Annotated in this window: 17 protein-coding genes; 13 read left to right on the top strand and 4 right to left on the bottom strand. The window is 34.6% G+C overall.

What is annotated here, in order from left to right; translation table 11 throughout:
- The first annotated feature begins 10 nt into the window (after positions 1–10).
- The 4 genes from rlmN to dnaG all read left to right on the top strand — a co-directional run bounded on the left by rlmN (position 11) and on the right by dnaG (position 5,036).
- Complete coding sequence (gene rlmN / locus ACE939_RS10490; RefSeq protein ID WP_378185525.1) at positions 11–1,099, top strand: 23S rRNA (adenine(2503)-C(2))-methyltransferase RlmN; 1,089 nt, start codon at positions 11–13, stop codon at positions 1,097–1,099.
- Between the two features lie 136 nt (positions 1,100–1,235).
- A complete protein-coding gene (locus tag ACE939_RS10485; RefSeq protein WP_378185524.1) occupies positions 1,236–2,213 on the top strand; it encodes a polyprenyl synthetase family protein in 978 nt (325 codons plus the stop codon).
- Positions 2,214–2,252: 39 nt separating this feature from the next.
- Positions 2,253–2,999, top strand: a complete 747-nt coding sequence (locus ACE939_RS10480) for a hypothetical protein (protein WP_378185523.1) — start codon at positions 2,253–2,255, stop codon at positions 2,997–2,999.
- A 72-nt stretch (positions 3,000–3,071) separates the two neighbouring features.
- Entirely contained in the window at positions 3,072–5,036 is a 1,965-nt protein-coding gene (dnaG, locus tag ACE939_RS10475; RefSeq protein WP_378185522.1) for a DNA primase, read from the top strand.
- On the opposite strand, the gene ACE939_RS10470 is transcribed toward dnaG, so the two are convergent.
- Entirely contained in the window at positions 5,033–5,665 is a 633-nt protein-coding gene (locus ACE939_RS10470; protein WP_378185521.1) for a response regulator, read from the bottom strand. The genes dnaG and ACE939_RS10470 overlap by 4 nt on opposite strands.
- 133 nt (positions 5,666–5,798) lie before the next feature.
- Positions 5,799–6,587 (bottom strand): NAD(+) synthase, encoded by a 789-nt coding sequence (gene nadE / locus ACE939_RS10465; protein ID WP_378185520.1) that lies wholly within the window; start codon positions 6,585–6,587, stop codon positions 5,799–5,801.
- Between the two features lie 59 nt (positions 6,588–6,646).
- Here nadE and gldB point away from each other — a divergent pair, with 59 nt between their 5' ends.
- Together gldB and gldC are read left to right on the top strand one after the other, a co-directional pair.
- Positions 6,647–7,666, top strand: coding sequence for a gliding motility lipoprotein GldB (gene gldB / locus ACE939_RS10460; protein ID WP_378185519.1), 1,020 nt, complete (start codon positions 6,647–6,649; stop codon positions 7,664–7,666).
- Entirely contained in the window at positions 7,666–8,004 is a 339-nt protein-coding gene (gene gldC, locus ACE939_RS10455; RefSeq protein ID WP_378185518.1) for a gliding motility protein GldC, read from the top strand. Before gldB ends, gldC begins: the two co-directional genes overlap by 1 nt.
- 12 nt (positions 8,005–8,016) lie before the next feature.
- On the opposite strand, the gene yihA is transcribed toward gldC, so the two are convergent.
- Both yihA and ACE939_RS10445 read right to left on the bottom strand, forming a co-directional pair.
- On the bottom strand, positions 8,017–8,622 hold the full coding sequence (yihA, locus tag ACE939_RS10450; protein ID WP_378185517.1) for a ribosome biogenesis GTP-binding protein YihA/YsxC: 606 nt from the start codon (positions 8,620–8,622) through the stop codon (positions 8,017–8,019).
- A gap of 13 nt (positions 8,623–8,635) precedes the next feature.
- Entirely contained in the window at positions 8,636–9,400 is a 765-nt protein-coding gene (locus ACE939_RS10445; protein WP_378185516.1) for an alpha/beta fold hydrolase, read from the bottom strand.
- A gap of 293 nt (positions 9,401–9,693) precedes the next feature.
- Here ACE939_RS10445 and mraZ point away from each other — a divergent pair, with 293 nt between their 5' ends.
- Genes mraZ through murD form a run of 7 tightly spaced genes read left to right on the top strand, consistent with a single transcriptional unit; the run spans position 9,694 to position 17,469 of the window.
- Positions 9,694–10,164, top strand: a complete 471-nt coding sequence (gene mraZ / locus ACE939_RS10440) for a division/cell wall cluster transcriptional repressor MraZ (protein ID WP_378185515.1) — start codon at positions 9,694–9,696, stop codon at positions 10,162–10,164.
- Positions 10,151–11,047 carry a 16S rRNA (cytosine(1402)-N(4))-methyltransferase RsmH gene (gene rsmH / locus ACE939_RS10435; protein WP_378188437.1) on the top strand — a complete coding sequence of 299 codons (897 nt, stop codon included), beginning with the start codon at positions 10,151–10,153 and terminating at the stop codon, positions 11,045–11,047. The genes mraZ and rsmH overlap by 14 nt, the downstream gene beginning before the upstream one ends.
- A gap of 14 nt (positions 11,048–11,061) precedes the next feature.
- Positions 11,062–11,379 carry an FtsL-like putative cell division protein gene (locus tag ACE939_RS10430; RefSeq protein ID WP_378185514.1) on the top strand — a complete coding sequence of 106 codons (318 nt, stop codon included), beginning with the start codon at positions 11,062–11,064 and terminating at the stop codon, positions 11,377–11,379.
- 1 nt (position 11,380) lies between these two features.
- A complete protein-coding gene (locus tag ACE939_RS10425) occupies positions 11,381–13,375 on the top strand; it encodes a penicillin-binding protein (protein ID WP_378185513.1) in 1,995 nt (664 codons plus the stop codon).
- Complete coding sequence (locus ACE939_RS10420; RefSeq protein WP_378185512.1) at positions 13,372–14,835, top strand: UDP-N-acetylmuramoyl-L-alanyl-D-glutamate--2,6-diaminopimelate ligase; 1,464 nt, start codon at positions 13,372–13,374, stop codon at positions 14,833–14,835. The genes ACE939_RS10425 and ACE939_RS10420 overlap by 4 nt, the downstream gene beginning before the upstream one ends.
- Before the next feature lie 37 nt (positions 14,836–14,872).
- Positions 14,873–16,105 (top strand): phospho-N-acetylmuramoyl-pentapeptide-transferase, encoded by a 1,233-nt coding sequence (gene mraY / locus ACE939_RS10415; protein WP_378185511.1) that lies wholly within the window; start codon positions 14,873–14,875, stop codon positions 16,103–16,105.
- Between the two features lie 14 nt (positions 16,106–16,119).
- A complete protein-coding gene (gene murD / locus ACE939_RS10410) occupies positions 16,120–17,469 on the top strand; it encodes a UDP-N-acetylmuramoyl-L-alanine--D-glutamate ligase (RefSeq protein ID WP_378185510.1) in 1,350 nt (449 codons plus the stop codon).
- The last annotated feature ends 14 nt before the right edge of the window (positions 17,470–17,483 follow it).

The following is a 17,483-nucleotide window of genomic DNA, read 5'->3' as shown; positions in this document are numbered from 1 at the left end:
CATATATTTTTTGCCAAGCCTTAGGGGTAAGAGCTTATTTAAAATCTTAACAAGCGATAATGAAGGAGAAAAAAAAGATATACGAGCGTTAAGTAAAGAGCAATTACAGGCATTTTTTGTTTCTCAAAACGAAAAATCTTTTAGAGGTAATCAAGTTTACGAATGGTTATGGAGCAAAGGTGCTCATGATTTTGATAGTATGACGAATCTCTCCAAAGAAACACGTCAAATGTTGGAGAGCAATTTTGTAATAAATCATATTTCTGTTGATCAAATACAACGCAGTAAAGATGGGACTATCAAAAATGCTGTAAAGCTACATGATGGTTTAGTGGTAGAATCTGTTTTGATACCTACTCCTACGCGTACTACGGCATGCGTTTCTTCTCAAGTTGGGTGTAGTCTGGATTGTAAATTTTGCGCAACAGCAAGGCTTAAACGCATGAGAAACCTCAATCCAGACGAGATTTATGATCAAGTTAAAGCTATTGATAATGAAAGTCGCCTATACCATCAACGACCGTTATCGAATATAGTGTTTATGGGAATGGGAGAACCATTAATGAATTACAATAATGTTTTAAAAGCAATTGATAAGATAACATCGCCCGAAGGTTTAGGGATGTCCCCTAAACGTATCACTGTTTCTACCTCTGGAGTACCTAAAATGATAAAAAAGATGGCAGATGATCAGGTAAAATTTAAACTTGCCGTGTCATTGCATTCTGCCATTGATAAAGTGCGTACTTCTATTATGCCGTTTAATAAAAAGTTTACGCTTAACGATCTTAAAGAATCTCTTATTTACTGGTATGATAAAACCAAGAGTAAAATTACTTACGAATACGTTGTTTGGGAAGGCATTAATGATTCTAAGGATGATATTAATGCTTTAGTAGAGTTTTGTAGTCATGTTCCATGTAAAGTTAATCTGATTGAATATAACCCAATTGATGACGGACAGTTTCAACAAGCATCTGTAAAGGCAACAGATCAATATATTCAAGCTTTAGAGTCCAAAGGTATTGTTGTTAATGTGAGGAGAAGTAGGGGTAAGGATATTGATGCTGCTTGCGGACAGTTAGCTAACAAACAGTAATTTCATACTAATGATAGCTAGTTAATACTTCCTAAAACGGTGTGAAACCTGCGCCATATTAATGAAATTCCTATCACTACAAAAAGTATTTATGCTATCTTCGCATGACTAAGAAAAAAGAAGTAAGTATTTCATATTGAAAGTTGTCGAACAAATAAAATTGCCTATAATCGAGGAGATGGAGCTTTTTGAACAAAAGTTCTCTCAATCTATGATTTCTAAAGTAGCCTTATTAAATAGGATTACCCATTACATTGTAAATCGCAAAGGAAAGCAAATGCGTCCTATGTTTGTTTTTTTGGTGGCAAAAATGGTCTCTGCAGGTAATGTAAATGAACGTACGTACCGAGGAGCCTCAGTGATCGAATTAATTCATACAGCAACTTTAGTTCATGACGATGTTGTAGACGATTCAAATCGAAGGAGAGGCTTTTTTTCGATCAATGCGTTGTGGAAAAATAAGATAGCGGTTCTTGTAGGTGATTATTTGTTGTCAAAAGGGCTTTTGTTATCTATTGATAATGAAGATTTTGATCTACTTAAAATTATTTCGGTAGCTGTAAGAGAAATGAGTGAAGGGGAACTTCTGCAAATTGAAAAAGCAAGAAATTTAGATATTACCGAATCTGTGTATTATGAAATTATAAGGCAAAAAACAGCAACTCTAATCGCCGCTTGCTGTAGTTTAGGAGCATGCTCAGTGGTTCCTAATACAGATGCAGTAGAAAAAATGAGGATGTTTGGAGAGTTGATCGGAATGGCGTTTCAAATTAAAGACGATCTATTTGATTATGGCGATACGGCTATAGGTAAGCCTACAGGGATTGATATTAAGGAACAAAAAATGACTCTTCCTCTAATTTACACACTCAATACCTGTTCTCCTGAAAAGAAAAAATGGTTGATCAATTCGATCAAAAATCACAACAAAAATAAAAAGAGAGTCAATGAAGTAATTGATTTTGTTAAACAAAGTGGGGGTCTTACCTATGCAATAAAAATAATGCATCAATATAAAGCTAAGGCTATGGATATATTGATGAATTATGAAGATTCTCAATATAAGCAATCACTTATTTTGATGGTGAATTACGTAATTGATCGTAAAAAGTAATTTGGTAGGTTCCTGTAATAATTATTAGGATTGATGAAGATGAAATATTATTTTTTTGTTACAACACTAAGTATCATTCTTAGTTTTACTAATGATGTAAGTGCTCAGGAAAACTCAGATTTTATTTTTAGACCTAAAGTGAAATTTGATCAACGCACTTTTAGTGGAATATTTGTAGCAGCTGGATTAAATACGCTAAGTAGTGAATATCAGAAATATAATGATGTAGATTTTGAGTTTTATCGGAGCCGTTTTTTTGAGATCGGCTGGTTATGGACTACTAGAGCTTTCAAAAATCATAATATTCTAAGAGTGCGATATGGAATAGCTTATCAATCCAATGGCGTTCGTTCTACAAGAGATCAAATTTTCGTAAAAGATGAAACCCAAACGAGATTAGCTACCTTCAACAAACAACTTTCAAAGTCAAAGTTTAGAGTTGATAACCTTGTGATTCCGTTGTACCTCGAAGTAGGACCGTCCAAAAATAATACAAGTCGTACTAGTATAAGTTTTGATACCACTGGGCATTTTAAACTAGGAGTTGGTGGTTTTACTGGAGCAACAATACATACTATACAGAAATTAAAATATACAGAAGCTGGAGAAGAAAAGAAGGAAAAGCTAAGAGAGGACCTAGGTGTAACACGTTTTATTTATGGTATAGGGGCGTATGTAGGATTCGGCAGTTTATCAATTTATAGTAAATATGATTTATCCAGTCTCTTTAAAAACGCTATTCCCGAGCAACATAATCTATCGTTCGGTTTGCGGTATGACTTATAAGCTCTAAAAAAATCTTCATTAAAACTAAAAAGAACCCTACTTTTACCTTGCCAAATTCTTATGTATTAGCAAATGATAAATAAAGTTACCATAGATGCTGTATTTGAAACTGCTCGGTTAGAAGAGGTGATAGGAGATTTTGTACAGTTAAAGAAATCTGGAAGTAATTTTAAAGGATTAAGTCCTTTTAGCGATGAGCGTACACCCTCGTTCATGGTTTCACCAGTAAAACAAATCTGGAAAGATTTTTCTAGTGGAAAAGGAGGTAATGTAGTAGCGTTCTTAATGGAGCACGAACATTTTACATATCCCGAAGCAATTAAATATCTCGCAAAAAAATATAATATTGAGATTGAAGAAACTCAACAAACCGATGAGCAAAAGGAGCAGGCTGATGAAAGAGAAAGTATGTATTTGGTGAGTGAGTATGCGAATACTTTTTTTCAGAAATCATTACATGAGACAGAACAAGGCAAAGCAATTGGATTAACCTATTTTAAAGAACGAGGATTTACCGAAGACATTATTAAAAAATTTAATTTAGGCTATTCGCCAGATGCCTGGGATGCATTTACTAATAATGCTATACGAAAAGGATATCAACTTAAATTCCTTGAAAGTACAGGCTTGACGATTGTAAAAGACACAAAACAGTTTGATCGTTTTAAAGGTCGTGTTATGTTTCCTATACAGTCAATGTCTGGAAGAGTGTTAGGATTTGGTGGTAGGATACTAACAAATGACAAAAAGGCTGCTAAATATTTAAACTCACCTGAGAGTGATATATACCATAAAAGTAAAGTATTATATGGTATTTATCATGCAAAACAAACGATTGCAAAAGAAGATAACTGTTATTTGGTAGAAGGTTATACCGATGTTATACAGCTTTATCAGTCAGGAATAACTAATGTGGTTTCTTCTTCGGGTACCGCACTAACGCCAGATCAAATACGCTTAATTAATAGGCTTACAAAAAATATTACCGTTCTCTTTGACGGCGATGCTGCCGGTATGCGTGCGTCGGTTCGAGGTATTGATTTAATACTAGAACAGGGTATGAATGTAAAGGTATGTACGTTTCCCGATGGCGAGGATCCTGATAGCTTTGCGCGCAAGAACACCTTGGAGGATATTGAAGAATATCTAAAAAACAATGCACAAGATTTTATTCGCTTTAAGGCTTCTTTGTTGCAAGAGGAAACACAAAACGACCCCATTAAAAAAGCAGAGGTTGTTCGTGATATGGTGGCTAGTATTTCTAAAATTCCTGACGTAATAAAACGTGAAATTTATGTGCAAGAATGTTCGCGTATTATGGAAATTTCTGAAGAAGTTTTATTTGATGCCTTAGCGCAACTACGTGGTATAGCAGAAAAGAAGTCGCTACCAAAGTCTCAAAAAAGTGATGTTAATTCTATGCAACTGGTTAAGCCAGAGATCAAAAAAGAAACAAAGGTAAACCAGCAATATGAGTTAGAACGAAAAGTAATCGAAATTCTTTTGCTTTATGGTAGTCGAGAAGAAGAATTTGAAGACCTTATTCTCAAAGAGAATGAAGCGGGTGAACTAATAATGGAGCCCGAAGTTTATAAGAGTAAGGTGTTTGAAAAAATTTTTTTAGATCTTCAAGATGATGAAATCGAATTTACTCAAGAAAATTTTAAAAAAACATACACAGTATTAATAGAGCATCTTAATCAAGTAGAAACTTTTCAAATCGATACATTTATTAATACTATTCCGCCAGAAATTACCCCAGAGATCACAGAAATCATTATGAACGAGGAGCGATATTCTTTGGCACGTTGGATCGATCAAGAAATTCACGTAAAACAGAAACTTCATAGTGTGTCTCAATATGTAAGTGATATTATTCTTAATTTGAGACGCTTTCTTATAGAGCAAAAGATAGCAGAGTTATCTCAAACCATAAAAGATAATAAAGACAATCAGAACGCCGAAACCATGCAAGATATCATCGATTATATAGGTTTAAGAAAGATGCTGTCACAAAAACTTAATAGAGTTATCTAGCTAATGTGCAACAAGCGAGACTGATGTATTAAATCTGCCAGATTATCTACTTTTAATTTTTTGAGTAAACGAGTTTTGTAAGTACTTACTGTTTTTTCATTTATCGCAAGAGTGCTTGCAATATCTTTATTTCTTTTGCCAGACGAAAGTAAATTAAGTACTTCAATCTCTCTGGATGATAATTTTTTGTATTTTATAACCATGTTGTTATCATTAGTCGTTCCGTTTGCTAATTGTTGCGTAAGAGTATCATTAAGATAAATACCTCCTCTTGCCACACGTTCAACAGCTTTTTTTAGTATTTTGGTAGAAACAGTTTTAGATAAATATGCAGATGCACCAGCTTTTATAGCACTTAAAGCATACATCTCTTCTGGATGTGAACTAAAAATGATCACTTTTAATTTAGTAAATTCCTTTTTGATGGTTCTCAGAGCCATTATTCCATTTATCTGAGGTAAATCTAGCTCCATAATAAGGACATCAGGAGATTTTTCTTTTAATTCCTCGTAGAGTTCATTACCATTGCTGACTTTGCCAACAATATCATAACTTTCAGAATTACGCAAAAGCGATGCAATTCCTTTTCTGGTTATGGGGTGATGGTCTGCGATGAGTACGGTAGTCATTCTTTTATAGTATTGAAGAGGTTATAAAATTTTTAAACACGAAACACAGTATTTTACTGTGAAGTATATAGCAAAATTACTAAGTAATCAGTGTTGTAATCCTCTTTTTACAATATTCTCGACGAAATTGTATTTATTTAAGACTAACGGGTATTTTACAGACAGGTATGGGGTTCATTTTATGTTGATTTACCGTATTTCGCTTTATAAAAATATCAAATACTTCTCTTTCTCTACCTACAAAATTTGAGCTAGTTTTTCCAGCATCTTTCATTTTCATAGCCCATTCCAACTCATCATAAGAAGCTCCTATCTGATCTTCATCCGTTCGACTATCGCCAAAGAGACCATCTGTTGGGGCAGCTTTAAGTATTGATTCGGGAACGTTAAGCACCTTGGCTAAGCCATACACTTCACTTTTCATCAAATCAGCAATAGGGCTCAAATCGACACCCCCGTCACCGTACTTTGTAAAGAAGCCTACACCAAAATCTTCAACCTTATTACCTGTTCCAGCTACTAAATAGTTGTGTATGCCAGCAAAGTAATATAGAGAAGTCATACGTAATCTTGCTCTAGTATTCGCCAAGGCTAGATCAGATTTAGGATCGGCTTCCTGTGTTGGAGTAGCTGTTTTAAATGCTTCAAAAACAGGTGTTAGATCAACTTCTACATTGGTGACATTAGCAAATCTTTTTTGTAATTGTGCAATATGCTCCCGTCCTCTATTAATTTGATTTGGAGCTTGATGTATAGGCATTTCAACACATAATACTCTAAGTCCAGTTTTGGCACATAAAGACGAAGTTACAGCACTGTCTATCCCACCGCTAATACCAACAACAAAACCATCAATAGCCGCTTTGGTAGCATAATCTTTTAGCCAATTAACGATGTGATCAATAACTTTTTCAGTTTGCATAGTTGTTTTTTTTAGAATCTATACGCTTATCTTTGCGTTGATAAAATTAATAAAAAAAGATGGCGTTGTATAGAAGTATGACATATTTATATAAAAGTGAAAGTGTGCGAGATGTATGTGTTAAAATAAAACTGTTTTGTCTATTTTTCATTGTACTTGCTAGTTGCAATAAAGAAGACAAGCTAGAGAGAGAGATACGTAAAATCCCTGTAGAGGTTCGTATTGAACGTTTTGATAGCGCTTTTTCTAGTGTTACTCCAAGGACACTCCCTCTTTTAAAGCAGCAATACCCTTTTTTATTTCCAGAGAAATACAAAGATAGTTTTTGGATGCAAAAAGTGAGTGATACCTTGCAAATAGAATTGACAAATCAAGTTGCCAAAAAGTTTACTGATTTGACTCCTTTAAAAGCAGATCTTGAAGCGCTTTTACAACACGCAAAATATTATTTCCCTGAAATTACTGTGCCTCGTGTTATAACAATTACAAACGATGTAGACTATCACAACAAAATAATACTTTCAGATAACCTATTGCTTATAGCATTAGATACGTACCTAGGTGATGATCACTATTTTTATGAAAGTATACAACAGTATATCAAGCGTAATTTCACCTCTGAACAGATTATACCAGATGTAGCTACGGTTTATGCAAAACAGTTAGTAAGTTTATCTAACAAAAGAACGTTTCTTTCAAATTTGATATATTATGGCAAAGTACAGTATTTAATAGATCTATTTTTGCCTAGTCAAAAAGATTATGTAAAGTTTGGTTATACATTGTCCCAATTAGAGTGGGTGCAAGCCAATGAAGAGCAAATTTGGCGTTATTTTATTGATAAGGAAATGTTATATAGTACAGAAGCCGATTTGTCTCCTAGATTTTTATATCCCGCACCGTTCTCAAAATTTTATCTCGAAGAAATTGATAAGGAAGCTCCTGATCGCATAGGAAGATATATGGGTTGGAGAATCGTTACTTCTTATATGAAAAATAACAATGTATCTTTGCGACAACTGTTGATAATGGATGCAGAAACAGTTTTTAATAAGTCAAAATATAAACCCAGAAACTAATGGCGAATACAAAAAAATCAGAAATAAAGATAACAATCGAATTAGATGAAAATAAAGTGCCAGAAAAATTGAATTGGACCGCGCAAGATGGTGGCATAACTAATGAAGAAACCAAGGCAGTTTTACTATCTGTTTGGGATAGCGCACATCAAGAAAGCCTTCGTATTGATTTATGGACTAAAGATATGCCAGTTGATGAAATGAAAGTCTTCTTTCATCAAACATTGGTCTCTATGAGTGATACTTTTAACAGAGCTACGCAAGATGAAAAAATGACGGCTACCATGAAAGATTTCTGCGATTATTTTGCTGAAAAATTAGAAATCAAGCAACAATAAACGGCAGTATTTTTATAAGGAAGAAAATTGAGTATTCAATTTCATAATATAGTCTAAAACCTCTTCTTTGCCCATTGCAGACGAGGAAGAGGTGATAAAATACTGGGGCATTTCTTCCCAGTATTCTAGCATTACGTTAGTATAGCTTTCAATTTTCTTGGTCAATTTATTTTCTGATAATTTATCTCCTTTTGTGAAAATAATAGAAAATGGAATTTGATTTTGTCCCAACCACTGCATAAATTCTAAATCGATTTTTTGAGGCTCATGACGACAGTCTACTAATACAAAGGCAGTAATTAACTGCTCTCTTTTGCTAAAGTATGCCGTGATAAATTTTTGGAATACTTTTTTTGTGGATTTTGATACACGGGCGTAACCATACCCAGGCAAATCGACCAAAAACCAATTTTTATTAATTAAAAAATGATTGATTAATTGAGTTTTACCAGGTCTTCCAGATGTTTTGGCAAGACTTTTTCTATCGGTAAGCATATTGATCAAAGAGGATTTACCTACGTTTGATCGACCAATAAAAGCATATTCAGGTAAGTTGTCTTTAGGACATTTTGAGACATCACTATTGCTAATTACAAACTCTGCACTATTAATTTTCATAAAGTTAAAAATCTTAAAATTTACGCTCTTGTAGCCAAGAATATAAAAGTGCATTAAATTTTTCGGGATGCTCCATCATCGCAGCATGACCACATTTATCAATCCAATAAAGATCAGAGTTTGGTAATAATTTATTAAAATCATCTGCTACTTCTGGCGGCGTGACATTGTCATTTTTACCCCAAATTATACAAGTGGGAGTATGCATATGAGGTAGATCATTTGCCATGTTGTGACGAATAGCACTTTTGGCAATGGCTAGAGTTCTGATCAATTTATTGCGATCGTTCACAGTAGCGTATACTTCGTCTACGATTTCTTTAGTAGCGATTTCAGGATCGTAAAATACATTTTCGGCTTTAGCTTTTATATACTCATAATCACCACGTTTAGGATAACTTTCTCCCATGGCACTTTCATATAAGCCAGAGCTACCAGTAATTACCAATGCCTTAATTTTTTCTGGAAACATTTTGGTGCACAGTAGACCAATATGACCTCCCAAAGAATTACCTAGTAATATAACATCATCATAGCCCAGATGATCAATAAACTCTTTTAAATATTTTGCAAACGTTCCTACACTTGTCTTAATAAGAGGCATCGTGTATAAAGGTAATTCGGGTATTAAGATTTTGTAACCATGCTGAGGAAAAAATGTACTTACACCATCAAAGTTACTAAGTCCTCCCATTAGTCCATGTAAAATAACGATTGGAGTACCTTCACCTAACTCAAGATAACTGAATTTTCCGTCTTGTTTTAATTTATGCGTCATTAATACTTCTTACGAGGATTAGAAGCAAATATAGCATTTTCATTAATAGTTTAAAGATTTTTTATGAATACTACCTAATGATTTTTTTAAACACACAAAATGTTTGTGACAAGCCGTGTAAATCCAAGTAAAGTAGGCGGCTTTGCTAGTGTGTTGATAAACAATTTCTTAAAAATTAACCCCCTACATTTTAAACTGTAATAAGGATAACTTATTAACAATGTGGTAGATTGTGGTAAAAAGTGGTAATATTTTCGATATATTTGAATTATTAAACGGAAAAATTCAGTCTTGTGTTAAATCTGATAGGGACATATGAGTGCAAAGCAGACGCTAAGGGACGTCTCATGTTGCCTGTTGCTTTTAAGAAGCAATTGTCTCCAGTTTTACAGGAAGGTTTTGTGCTTAAACGATCTGTTTTTCAGTCGTGTTTAGAGCTATACCCTATGGCAGAATGGAATACGTTAATGGGAAAAATTAATAAGCTAAATCGCTTTAAAAAAAAGAATAATGATTTTATAAGAAGGTTTACTGCGGGCGTAAAGATTGTTGAAATCGATGCTACTGGTAGGCTTTTAATACCTAAAGATTTAATTGGTTTTGCCGGAATAAAAAAGGAGTTAGTTCTCTCTTCCGCAGTGAATATTTTGGAGGTTTGGGATAAAGATCAATATGAAAAAGCGATAGATGACGCTGCAGATGATTTTGCTGATTTGGCTGAAGAAGTAATGGGATTTGAAGATGAAACAGATGGAATATCATAATCCAGTATTGTTAAAGGAAACTGTCGATGGCTTGGCAATCAAGCCTGATGGCGTGTATGTGGATGTAACCTTTGGTGGTGGTGGTCATTCTAAGGAGATACTGGCGCAATTAGGTCCAGAAGGAAAGTTGTATGCTTTTGATCAAGACCGTGATGCGTTACAAAATGTGATTGACGACTCTAGATTTACATTGATAAATGAGAATTTTAGATTTATAAAACGGTTTTTGCGACTCTACGGGGTTAAAAAAGTTGATGGAATATTAGGTGATTTTGGTGTTTCTTCTCATCAATTTGATGTGGCAGAACGGGGTTTTTCTACTCGGTTTGAGGCAGAGTTAGATATGAGGATGAATCAGGAAAGCTCACTCTCGGCTTATCATGTAGTTAATGAGTATGATGAAGAAGTGTTAAGAAATGTTTTTTATCAATATGGAGAATTGCGATCTGCTCCAAAATTAGCTCGGGCAATTATAGAAGCTAGAAAAGAAGAAAAAATAAAAACGAGTGAGACTTTAAAAGAAATTCTTCGCCCCTTTCTGGTGAATTATAAAGAGCACAAACTTCTTGCTCAAATCTACCAAGCGATACGTATAGAGGTTAATCAAGAAATTGAGGTCTTAAAAGAATTTTTGTTGCAAACAGAAGCACTGCTTCACCCAGGAGGAAGAATAAGTTTGATCTCATATCACTCCTTAGAAGATCGCTTGGTAAAACGGTATATCAGAAACGGACTTTTTGAAGGTGAGCCAGAAAAGGATTTATATGGGCATGTGTCTGTTCCCTTTAAAAAAGTTGGAGGCTTACTTATTCCGTCTGCCGAAGAAATTAAGAGTAATAGTAGGGCTCGAAGTGCCAAACTTCGGATAGCCGAACGTTTGTAAAAGTTTTTGTGATTATGAAGCAAACTTTATACGACATATTAAAAGGTAAATTTTTAATAGCAGATGATGCCATTAAAAATTGGAGAATGCTTTTATTTCTTTCTTTCTTGGCTATAGTTATGATTGGTAGTTCACACAATGCCGAAAGTAAAGTGCATACAATAGCTAGATTGAATGATGAGGTGAGAGAGTTGAGAACGCAGTTTGTCGATGGTCGTACAGAACTGATGCAGCTTAAAATGGAATCATCGGTTATTGATAAAATGATGAGAATCGGAATCAAAGAACCCAAAAATCCACCTAAAAAAATTATAGTAAAACATTTAGAATAAGTTGGCAGTCAAAGAAAAAAACATACTAAACCGTTTATATATAGTCGCTGGGCTGATGTTAGTTTTTGCCATTGTAATAATGATGAAGCTAGTCAACATACAGTTTGTCGAAGGTGATGTATACCGTCAAAAAGCACAAGAGCGTGTATTTAGAACATTTGATATTCCTGCAAATCGCGGAAATTTGTATGATAGTAAAGGTAATTTATTAGCTACTTCTGTACCCAAATATGATATACGGTTTGATGCAGTAACAATTAAAGATAAAGATTTCAGGACCTATATTAAACCTTTAACCCAGGCGCTTGCCAAAGAATTTGGAGAGCCTGCAGAGCATTACAATCGTCTTTTACGTAAAGCAAGAGCTAATAAAAATAGGTATGTGCTTATTAAGAGAAATTTAGGGTATTCTCAATATATGCGTGTAAAACAATTTCCTCTTTTTAAGTTTGGAGCTAATAGAGGAGGTATTATAGTAGAGCAACGTACGGTACGAGAGCATCCCATAGGTAAAATTGCAGAGCGAACTGTGGGTTACGAACGTAGAGATGCTCAAGGTTATTATACCCGAGTAGGGTTGGAGGGAGCTTATGGTCCTTATCTAAGAGGGAAAGAAGGAAAAAGGAAAAAACAAAAAATAGCCAAAAACCAATGGAAACCGATCGGAGATGCTAACGAAGTGGAGCCCTTGGATGGATATGATGTTATTTCAACCATTGATGTAAATATTCAAGATATTACCCATCATGCACTTCTAGCGCAGTTGGAAGAGTTTGAGGCAGAACATGGAACTGCTGTGGTGATGGAAACTAAAACAGGAGAAATCAAAGCTATTTCAAATCTAGGAAGAACGCATTCGGGTAAATATTATGAAAAACTTAATTACGCCGTAGGCGAATCTCATGAGCCCGGGTCTACCTTTAAATTAATGACACTCGTTGCAGCTCTAGAGGATAAAGTAATTGATTCTAGCTATACTGTTGATACCGAAAACGGGCGAGTAAAATTTTATGATCGAACCGTAAAGGATTCCAAATGGGGAGGCTATGGTGTGATATCTGCTGCAAAAGCTTTTGAAGTATCATCAAATACAGCTTTTGCCAAAATAATTGACGAAAAATATAAAAACAATCCCCATAAATTTGTAAACCGTCTTATTAATATGGGCTTGGACAAAGATTTAGGACTTTCTATAAAAGGAGAAGGTCAGCCCAAAATTCCCTATCCAGGAGATGATGATTGGTATGGTACTACGCTTCCATGGATGGCGCATGGATATGGAGTTTCTATGACCCCGTTGCAAGTTTTAGCTTTTTATAATGCGATTGCAAATGATGGCGAGATGGTGAAGCCTAGATTTATTAAAGAAGTTCGGGCTTGGGATAAAACTAAGGAGCGTTTTGATAAGCAAATTCTTAACCCCGCAATTTGTTCAAAAGAAACCGCCAAGATAGCTCAACAAATGATGAAAAATGTCGTGTTAAGAGGTACGGCAGATAATATACAGACAAGTAATTTCACAATTGCTGGTAAGACAGGTACGTGTTGGGGTAATTATGGGAAAGATAAAGAGCGGGAATATATAGCCTCATTTGCCGGGTACTTTCCTGCAGACAAGCCAATGTATTCATGCATAATAGTGATTCACAAACCAGATAAAACAAAAGGATATTATGGCAATATTGTAGCTGCACCAGTCTTTAAAGCAATTGCCACTAAAATTTATAATGATATACCTACAATCGACGAAGTTTCACCGTTGGTTGTAGAAAGTAAAAAAGTTAGACAAAGTTTTAATCAATATTATAGTACAGCACAAAAATATAAAACTATTATGCCTAATGTAGAAGGGATGTCAGCAATGGATGTAATCTCTTTATTAGAGAATATGGGTATGCGTGTCGAGCTTCAAGGACTAGGTTATGTAAGGGAGCAATCTATTGCACCAGGAACAAAAATTGAAAAAAATCAAACTATCAGATTAATACTATCATGATTGAGTTAAAAGACATATTGTATAAGGTAGCTATCGAAACAGTAGTTGGTAATACGCGGCGCACCATTCAACATATTCATTTTGATTCACGTGAGGTGAGTGAAAATGATCTTTTTGTGGCAATACGCGGCGTTCACTCTGATGGTCATGATTATATAGAAAAAGCTATTAAATCTGGTGCGGTAGCTGTAATATGTGAAGCAATGCCTGCAGATATAGTTGATCATATTACATATATAAAAGTAGAGAATACTCAAGTAGCATTGGCTATTATGAGTTCTAATTATTACGAAAACCCTTCAGCAAACCTAAAGTTGGTAGGAGTAACGGGTACAAATGGTAAAACTACCATCGCGACATTATTGTATCAATTATTTAAAAAGGCTGGCTTCAAAGTAGGGTTGTTGTCTACTGTTGCAATAATAGTTGACAATACAACATACAAAGCTACTCATACAACTCCTGATTCTGTTATGCTCAATAAATATTTGAAATTGATGAATGATGAGGGTGTTGAGTTTTGTTTTATGGAAGTGAGTTCTCATGGAATACATCAAAACAGAATCGAAGGCTTAACCTTTGCTGGCGGTGTGTTTACAAACCTATCACATGATCATTTGGATTATCATAAAACATTTAAAGAATATAGAGATGTTAAAAAAGAGTTTTTTGATATACTACCACCTTCTGCTTTTGCGCTAATTAATAAGGATGACAAGAATGGCTCATTTATGCTTCAAAATAGTAAAGCCAAAGGATACAGTTACGCATTAAAAAGTTATGCAGATTATCGAGGTCAAATTTTGGAGAATAACCTAGGAGGTCTTTTGCTTAAGTTTGATGATAATGAGGTTTGGAGCAAATTAATAGGAAGTTTTAATGCGTATAATCTGTTGGCTATTTATGCTACTGCAGAGTTATTGGGACTTCAGCGCATAGAGGTTCTTAGGCTTATAAGTACTTTAGAAAGTGTTGCAGGTAGATTTCAATATTTTATTTCTAAGGGTAAAATAACCGCAGTTGTTGATTATGCACACACTCCAGACGCACTAAAAAATGTGTTAGAAACACTCAATGATATTCGTACCAAGAGTGAAACCCTCATTACCGTAGTTGGTTGTGGAGGGGATCGTGATAGCACTAAACGTCCAATAATGGGTGCAATTGCTGCACAATTGAGTGATAAAGTAATCTTTACCAGTGACAACCCCAGGACCGAAGATCCAGAAGCTATCATTAGAGCTATCCAAAAAGGAGTAGCACCACAGGATTATAAGAAAACACTTGCAATCACTAATCGCTTGCAGGCGATCAAAACAGCGTGTCAATTAGCAAATAAAGAAGATATTATTCTCATCGCAGGAAAGGGACATGAGACCTATCAAGAAATTAATAATGTGCGATCAGAATTTGATGATTTAAAAATTGTAACTGAAGAATTAAATGTACTGGGTAAATAAGCCTATACACTTAACAACAAGAATTAAAAGATAAATTATGTTATACTATCTCTTCGAATATTTAGAAAGTGAGTACCAGTTTCCTGGTGCAACTTTGTTTCAGTTTCTAACATTCAGAGCGGCAATGGCAATCATTTTATCCCTATTGATATCAACTATTTATGGAAAACGGATTATTCGTTTTCTTCAGCATAGACAGATGGGAGAAAGTATTAGAGAGCTAGGATTAGAAGGTCAAATGGAAAAAGCGGGAACCCCGACTATGGGTGGACTTATAATAATATTGGCAACTTTAGTTCCTGTTTTACTTTTAGCCAAATTGGATAATATCTATGTGGTAGTTTTAATTATTACAACTGTTTGGATGGGAATCATTGGTTTCACTGATGATTATCTCAAGATTAAACGCAAAGATAAAGAAGGGTTAGCAGGTAAATTCAAAGTCATAGGCCAAGTAGGATTAGGACTAATTGTTGGTTGTGTAATGTATTTTCATGATGACATCACAGTAAAAGAAGAAGTCACAAAATCTCCTGCAGAAGTTGTTATAAAATTAGATAAGAACAAGCCTGAGTTTAAACCCGCTCAAAAATCATCCAAAACGACCATCCCTTTTTTCAAAAATAATGAATTTGATTACGCAGATTTAATCACTTGGATAAGCCCTGAAATGAGTAAGTATGCATGGATTATTTTTATACCGTTTGTAATATTTATTATTACAGCTGTTTCTAATGGAGCTAATCTAACCGATGGTATTGATGGGTTAGCGGCAGGTTCTTCGGCGATTATTGTTCTGACTTTAGCACTTTTTGCGTGGGTATCGGGAAACATAATATTCTCAGATTATCTCAATGTTATGTACATACCTAATTCTGGAGAAATGACCGTTTTTATAACTGCCTTTGCTGGTGCGCTGGTAGGATTTTTATGGTATAATACTTATCCAGCGCAAGTGTTTATGGGAGATACTGGTAGTTTAACGATAGGAGGAATTATTGCAGTATTAGCTATTGCTACTAGAAAGGAATTTTTAATACCAGTGCTTTGCGGTATTTTCTTTATAGAAACCTTATCCGTAATGATGCAGGTAGGTTGGTTTAAATATACCAAAAAGAAATACGGTGACGGAAGAAGAATTTTTCTAATGTCCCCTCTGCACCACCATTATCAAAAAAAAGGTATACACGAGAGTAAAATTGTTACTCGATTTTGGATTATAGGTATTTTCCTAGCGATTCTCACTGTTGTTACTTTAAAGGTGAGATAATTATAATATAGGTAATGAGAGAAAAGAACATAAAAAGATTAGTAATTCTAGGTGCTGGAGAGAGCGGAATTGGTACTGCGCTTCTCGGTGTACAACATGGATTCGAGATTTTTGTGTCTGATCATGGAAAAATTTCTGCCAACAGTAAAGAAGTTCTTGCACGTCTTAATATCGATTGGGAAGAGGAGAAACATACCGAGTCGTTAATTTTAAACGCAGATGTTGTTATGAAAAGCCCTGGTATTCCTGATACTGCAGCAATCGTTGTGCTACTCAGAAAGAATCAAATTCCAGTTATCTCCGAAATAGAATTTGCTTATCCATATACACAGGCTATGTTGATTGGTATTACTGGTAGCAACGGTAAAACAACGACAACCACCTTAATTGATCATGTATTAAAAGGTGGCGGTTTAAAAAGTATTGCGGTAGGCAACATAGGTAATAGTTTTGCCGAAGAGGTGGTTAGCGATCAAGCCTCACAGTATGTGTTAGAATTAAGTAGTTTTCAGTTAGATGGTATTGAGAACTTTAGACCTCACATTGCTGTTATAACAAATATAACTCCAGATCATTTGGATCGTTATGCGTATGATTTTAATAAGTACATCGCTTCCAAATTCAGAATAATAAAGAATCAGACCTTATCTGATTATTTTATATACGATGCAGATGATGCAGTCATCACTAATTATTTAGAAAAACACCCGGTTCAATCCAAGTTACTTCCGTTTTCATTAACTAAAAAAGTAACCGAAGGAACATATTTAGATAACGACAATATTATACTAACAATAGATAATAACAAATTTATTATGCCAACAGCAAATTTAGCTTTAAAAGGAAATCATAACGTAAAAAACGCCATGGCAGCAGCCACAGTTGCGCAATTACTACGTATTAGAAAAAATACGATTAGAGAATGTTTAGAGAATTTTCATGGTGTAGAGCATCGATTAGAAGATGTTTTAAAAATTAATAATGTTCAATACATAAATGATTCTAAAGCAACCAACGTCAATGCTGCATTTTATGCTTTAGATGCAATGAAATCGCCAACAGTTTGGATTGTTGGGGGCGTAGATAAGGGCAACAATTATTCTGAATTGTATGCCTTGATTAATGAGAAAGTCAAAGCGATTATTTGTTTAGGTGTTGATAACACTAAAATTATTAATGCCTTTGGAAATTGTGTAGATAATATTGTAGAAACGCAATCGATGAAAGAAGCAGTACAATATGCTTATAAGATAGCAGAACGCAATGATAATGTATTATTATCCCCTGCGTGTGCAAGTTTTGATCTATTTAAAAATTATGAAGATAGAGGGAGACAGTTTAAAGAAGCTGTAAGAGAGCTTTAAACTTAAAATGATTA

The sequence above is a fragment of the Aquimarina rhodophyticola genome, assembly GCF_042434915.1.
Taxonomy (GTDB): domain Bacteria; phylum Bacteroidota; class Bacteroidia; order Flavobacteriales; family Flavobacteriaceae; genus Aquimarina.
The sequence above is the reverse complement of the archived record's forward strand: the minus strand, read 5'-3'. Positions and strand labels throughout refer to the sequence as shown.